Source organism: Streptomyces sp. NPDC055078 (assembly GCF_053607985.1).
Map to the genome: position 1 here is coordinate 1 of NZ_JBSGUP010000534.1, position 5,746 is coordinate 5,746.

Annotated in this window: 5 protein-coding genes; 2 read left to right on the forward strand and 3 right to left on the reverse strand. The window is 72.9% G+C overall.

What is annotated here, in order from left to right; translation table 11 throughout:
- Positions 1-510: 510 nt before the first annotated feature.
- Both ACWF94_RS31295 and ACWF94_RS31300 read left to right on the forward strand, forming a co-directional pair.
- Positions 511-1,134: a DUF4126 domain-containing protein gene (locus ACWF94_RS31295; RefSeq protein ID WP_453496058.1), complete on the forward strand. Its 624-nt coding sequence runs from the start codon at positions 511-513 to the stop codon at positions 1,132-1,134.
- Between the two features lie 30 nt (positions 1,135-1,164).
- On the forward strand, positions 1,165-2,658 hold the full coding sequence (locus tag ACWF94_RS31300; RefSeq protein ID WP_453496061.1) for a phytoene desaturase family protein: 1,494 nt from the start codon (positions 1,165-1,167) through the stop codon (positions 2,656-2,658).
- Positions 2,659-2,785: 127 nt separating this feature from the next.
- Here ACWF94_RS31300 and ACWF94_RS31305 read toward each other — a convergent pair whose 3' ends face one another.
- The 3 genes from ACWF94_RS31305 to thiE all read right to left on the reverse strand — a co-directional run bounded on the left by ACWF94_RS31305 (position 2,786) and on the right by thiE (position 5,308).
- A complete protein-coding gene (locus tag ACWF94_RS31305) occupies positions 2,786-3,613 on the reverse strand; it encodes a hypothetical protein (protein WP_453496064.1) in 828 nt (275 codons plus the stop codon).
- A 51-nt stretch (positions 3,614-3,664) separates the two neighbouring features.
- Positions 3,665-4,582, reverse strand: a complete 918-nt coding sequence (gene metF / locus ACWF94_RS31310; RefSeq protein ID WP_453496067.1) for a methylenetetrahydrofolate reductase [NAD(P)H] — start codon at positions 4,580-4,582, stop codon at positions 3,665-3,667.
- A gap of 75 nt (positions 4,583-4,657) precedes the next feature.
- The gene (thiE, locus tag ACWF94_RS31315; RefSeq protein WP_453496070.1) at positions 4,658-5,308 is read right to left on the reverse strand and encodes a thiamine phosphate synthase; all 651 of its coding nucleotides are present in this window, start codon (positions 5,306-5,308) and stop codon (positions 4,658-4,660) included.
- Between the last annotated feature and the right edge of the window lie 438 nt (positions 5,309-5,746).

Consider the following 5,746-nt stretch of genomic DNA (forward strand, 5'->3'; position numbering starts at 1 on the left):
CGCCGGCGCGGGGCGGCCCCGGGGGCGCCCGGGGGGCGGGGCGCCGCGGGCCCCCGGGGGGGGGGGGGGGCGGAGACGCGGGGCACGCAGGGCACGCGGGGGGGCGCGGGGACCCGGGGCACACATGAAGGTGCCGGTCCGGTCGGAACCCGATCCCCCCGGACTCCGACCGGACCGGCACACCCCACCCGGTCCCCCGTGCTGTTCCCCCGTACCCCCCGATCCCCCGCTTCCCCCGTTCCCCCGGTTCTGAGCCCCCCGTAGTGCCGGGGAGCCCTCGATGTGAGGGCTCCCCGTCGTACGCCCCCGGTCCGTCGGGGGAGCCGCGCCGTTCCGCCGCCCCGTGTCGGCGGTGTCGGCGCCGCGTCCCCCTCCGTGGTCTCCACTCTCCCGTCATCGCAGGTGGGACCCCATCCGCCCGCGTACTCATCTCCCTGACTAGGTACACCTACTCAGTCCTCAGGGCTCCTCCTCATCCGCCGGGACCGGCGCCTGGTTACCATCGCGTCCGTGTCCGTACTCCCTCTCGTCTTCACCAGCGGCTGGGCCAGCGGGATCAACGCGTATGCGGTGATCCTGCTGTTGGGCGTCTTCGGGGCCACCGGCCTCACCGACGAGGTGCCCGAGTCCTTGCAGCGCACCGATGTCCTGATCGTGGCCGGAGTGCTCTTCCTGTGCGAGGCGGTGGCGGACAAGATCCCGTACGTCGACTCCATATGGGACTCGGTCCACACCGTGATCCGTCCGGTGACGGGCGCGGTCGTGGCCGCGCTGCTCGCCGGTCAGAGCGGTTCGCTGCCGGAGATCGCGGCCGGGGCGGTGGGCGGCTCGACCGCGCTGATGAGCCACCTCGTCAAGGCAGGGACCCGGATGGCGGTGAACACATCGCCCGAGCCCTTCAGCAATATCGCCGTGAGCGTGGCGGAGGATCTCGGCGTCGCCGGGATCGTCACCTTCGCGATCTTCCACCCGCTGCCCGCCGCGATCATCGCGGGGACACTGCTGGTGCTGGGCATCGTCATAGTGATCCTCCTCGCGAAGAAGATCCGGCGGTTCTGGCGGCGCAGGGCACAGCGCCGGGAGGAGAAACGGCTGGCGGCGGTCACCGGGGCGGGCGGTCGGCCCCCGGGGTGACTGTCAGTGGGGGTCGATAGAGTCGCACGCATGGCACGGATTGCGGTGATCGGCGCCGGGATGGGCGCCATGGCGGCTGCTGCCCGGCTGGCCGTGGCAGGCCACCGGGTGATGGTGTACGAGCGCTCGCCGGGATATGGGGGCGCGCTGGGCTCGGTCGAGCGGGACGGCTTCGTCTTCGACACGGGTCCCGGTCTGCTGCATCTGCCCGCCGTGTGGCGGGATCTGTTTCTGAAGACGGGCAAGGAGCCGCTGGAGCGGTGCGTCGGCCTGGCGCAGGTCGACCCCGCGAGCCGGCATCTGTTCGCCGACGGCACCGAGGTGGCCCTGCCGAACGCCTCGCGCGCGGGAATCGTCTCCGCGCTGGAGTCGGCGCTCGGCGCGGGGGCGGGTGAGCGGTGGGGGGACTTCCTGGGCCGGGCCGGGGACGCCTGGGAGCGTTCGCGCCGGCCGCTGCTGGAGGAGCCGCTGCGGCCGGACTGGCGGATCCTGGAGCGCGATCCGTACCCGGCGCCGCGCCGCCGCAGAGTGCTGCGCGCCCGACAGGCGTCGACGGTCGCCGAGGTGGGGTCCTGGGAGCTGGCCGACCCCCGGCTGGGGGCCCTCTTCGAGAGCTGTGCGCTGGGGTACGGGCTGGATCCCCGGCACGCCCCGGCGGGGGCCGCCCTGCTGCCGTACATGGAGCAGACATTCGGCAGCTGGTATGTCGAGGGCGGACTGCGGGAGCTGGCCCGTGCGGTGTACGAGCGGTGCCGGGCCCGCAGGGTGGAGTTCGTCTTCGGCGCGGAGGTCGTCTCGGTCGTCGAGAAGGACGGCAGGGCCGCTGGGGTGGAGCTGGCGGACGGCTCGGTCACCGAGGCGGACCATGTGGTGGCGGGCGCGGGTGTGGTGCCGCCGGCCGGGCGTGAGCTGTGGCACGACGAGGATGTACGGCCCCAGGGGGGCGCGGGCGGGGGGCGGTTGCCCGGCAGGTTCACCGTGCTGCTGGCGCTGCGCGGCCGGGGGCGGCCCACGGCCCACCGCAGTGTGGTGCACTCCCCCGACACCGGGGCTGAGGCCGGGGCCGTCTTCGGCGGCCGGATCGCCGAGCGGCCCACGGTCACCGTGCTGCGTCCGGACGACCCTCGGACACGCCCGGACGACGCCCATGAGGCGATCACCCTCTCGGCGACGGTCGCCGGGCACGGCGGCGCGGTGGACTGGACCGACCGGGCGCTGTGCGAGCGGTACGCGGAGGTGCTGATCGACACCGCGGGCCCGGTGGCAGGCGGCGTGCCGGAGATACGGGAGCGCCTGCTGTGGCGGGAGGTCCTGTCGCCCGCCGATACGGGTCCGATACCGGCGCCCGCGCTGGCCGGGCCCGGTGGCCGCCACCTCCACCCGGCGAACACCACCCGGCTGCCGGGTCTGTATCTGGTGGGCGGCCACTCCCACCCGGGCGGCGGCCTGGCCCATGCCGGTATGTCGGGGGCGCTGGTGGCGGGCCTGATCGTGGAGGGCGCGGGATTCCGGGGCTCCCGGTGAGCGTACGGCGGCCCGCACCCCGCTCCGTCCGGTCGCCGGACGGCATGGGGCCCGCGTCCCCGTCCGGCGGGATCACGGCGTCCCGGGCAGCGGGGGGTCCTGCGGGGAGGGGTTCGCCGGTCAGGCGTCAGTAGCGGTACTGCTGCTGCTCGTTGTACGCCGGGTCATAGCCGTACGGCGCCGACGGATCCTGGGGCGGCTGCGGCTCGGCTTCGCGCTGGTGCGGGACCCAGACACCGCCCGGGGGCGTGTCCACCGGCGCCGGGGCGTAGTAGTGATCGGGGCCGGCCTGCTGCTGGTTGCCGAAGCTGTCGTAGGCGTCGTAGGTGCTGTACTGCTGCCCGCCCACATAAGGGTCGGAGTACGCCGTGTACTGCTGCTGCCCGGTGCCGTAGTCGTACTGCTGCCCGGCCGCCGTGTCCTGGCCGCCCGGCTGCGACTGGGCGTAGTAGGGGTCGAAGGCGCCGTCGTACTGACCGTACTGCTGGCCAGCCGGCTGCGGGGGCGGCACGTCCTGGGCGCTGTCGCGGTAGACGCCGTACTGGCCGGTGTCGTCCGGCATCGGCTCCGGAGCGTAGACCGGCTCGGGCGGCAGGGTGGGGGGACCGCCCGCCGCGTAACCAGGGGAGGTCTCCTCCAGTCCGGAGACCTCAAGCACGGGCTCGTGCGATTCGTCCTTGCGGCGGCGGCTCGCGCCCGGACGGCCCCCGATCGCCCAGCCGGTGGAGAAGCCCTGGCGGAAGGAGAGCGTCACATAGGTCTGCCCGACCGCGAAGGCGACCGTCCCCAGAGCGATCACCGCGACGGACGGGATCAGCACCCCGACGACCACGCCCAGGAACCCGCCGAAGGCGAGCAGGCGCCATCGAAGACGCGCCTTGTACTGCAGCAGCACCTCACCGAGGAGCCACAGCGCGACAATGCCGAACGCGATATAGAGGACCGTCCAGCCCATGCCCGCCCCTCTCCTTCGGCCGCCGCCCCGGCTCAGGGCGGGTACGGCCGATCACGACTGCTCGTGCAGTCCGAGATTCTCGTAGATTTCGAGCGTCGCGGTCGAGTTGTTGAGCGTGATGAAGTGCAGTCCGGGGACACCCTCGGCGAGCAGCTCCGCACAGAACTCCGTTGCGAACTCGATTCCCATGGAGCGTACAGCGGCGGGGTCGTTTCTGACGGACAGGATCCTGTCCTTCAGCCCCGGAGGGAACGCGGCATTGCTGAGCTGCGCGAAGCGTTCGAGCTGCTTCACACTCGTGACGGGCATGATCTCGGGGATGATCGGGGTCTCGCACCCCGCTGCCTGGGCCCGGTCGCGCAGCCGGAAGTAGTCCTCGGGCCGGAAGAACATCTGGGTGATCGCGTAGTCGGCACCGGCGCGGCACTTGTCGACGAAGTGCCGGATGTCGGATTCCCAGTCCTCGGAACGCGGATGCATCTCGGGGAAGGCGGCGACGCCGACACAGAAGTCCCCGGACTCCTTGATCAGCTGGACCAGCTCGGCCGCGAACCGCACGCCCTCGGGGTGCTCGACCCACTCGCCCATGGGGTCGCCGGGCGGGTCGCCCCGTACGGCGAGGATGTTGCGGATCCCGGCATCGGCGTACTGGCCGATCATATTGCGCAGCTCGGCGATGGAGTGGTTCACCGCGGTGAGATGCGCGACGGGGGTGAGGGTGGTGTCGGCGGCGATCCGCTCCGTGGCACGGACGGTGCCGGCGCGGGTGGAGCCACCGGCTCCGTAGGTCACGGAGACAAAGCTGGGGGCCACCGCCTCGACCCGGCGCAGGGCGTTCCAGAGGTTGCGCTCGCCCTTCTCGGTCTTGGGCGCCCAGAACTCGAAGGAGTAGGACGTCCTGCCGGTAGCGAGCAACTCGCGCACGGTCCGTGCGCGGTCCGTCCTTGTCGATGGTGTTCCGAGGGCCATATTCGCAGGTTATCGAGGGTCAGGGGGCCACCCAACCGGCGTCCACCAATCGGACAGATTCTGTCCGCAATTGGCCTACTCGTCCCGGGAACGGATCCGCTCGGCGAGATCGGCGGTGGCGGCGGCCGGGTCGTCGGCACCGGTGATCGCCCGTACGACGACGATCCGGCGGGCACCCGCGTCCAGCACCTGGTCGAGGTTGCCCGCGTCGATCCCGCCGATCGCGAACCACGGGCGGTCGGTCCCCAGAGCGGCGGTGTGGCGCACAAGGTCGAGCCCGGGTGCGTGGCGTCCCGGCTTGGTCGGGGTGGGCCAGCAGGGGCCGGTGCAGAAGTAGTCCACGCCCGGCTGCACGGCTGCCGCCGCCGCCTCGGACGCGGAGTGCGTGGACCGGCCCACGAGGACATCGTCGCCGAGGATCGCGCGGGCGGCCGGGACCGGCAGATCGCCCTGGCCGAGATGGAGCACATCGGAGGCGATGGCGTGGGCGACATCGGCGCGGTCGTTCACGGCGAGCAGTCTGCCGTGCCGCCGGCAGGCGTCGGCGAGGACCTGGAGGTGCTCCAGTTCCTCGGCCGCCTCCATGCCCTTGTCCCGGAGCTGGACGATGTCGACCCCGGCGGGCAGGACGGCGTCCAGGAAGGCGGCGAGGTCGCCCTGCCGCTTCCGGGCGTCCGTGCAGAGATAGAGCCGGGCGTCGGACAGCGACTCGCGAGGCGTGGACATGACGATCCCCCACTGGTGGTGTTCGGTACCACGGGCGGGGTGCGGGGACTCCGCCCGCGGACCTCTCGGGTGTACTCGGATGTACTCGGACGTAACAGCACACCACCCGGCGGTGGCGCACCGGCTGGTGGTGCACTCGGCGGCCGGGCGCGCGGGATCGCGGCGGTGGCCCGGCCCACGACCTGTCGCGGGCCGGACCGGGTGCCGCAGGCCACAGCGGCCAGGCGTCCCGGCCGGACGCTATCGGGTGGGCGCCCTCGGGGTGGACGCTCCCGGCCGGGCGACCTCGGGTGCGCGTCCTCGGGTGCGTCCTTCGGGTGGACGGACGCCGGGGCGCGGCACGCGGGGCCGGCCGCCCGGCATCCGTACGTCCGCACGCACATTCGTACGCACGCACGTCCGTACGAGCGGCACCGGACGGGTCGGCGCTCACCTGGG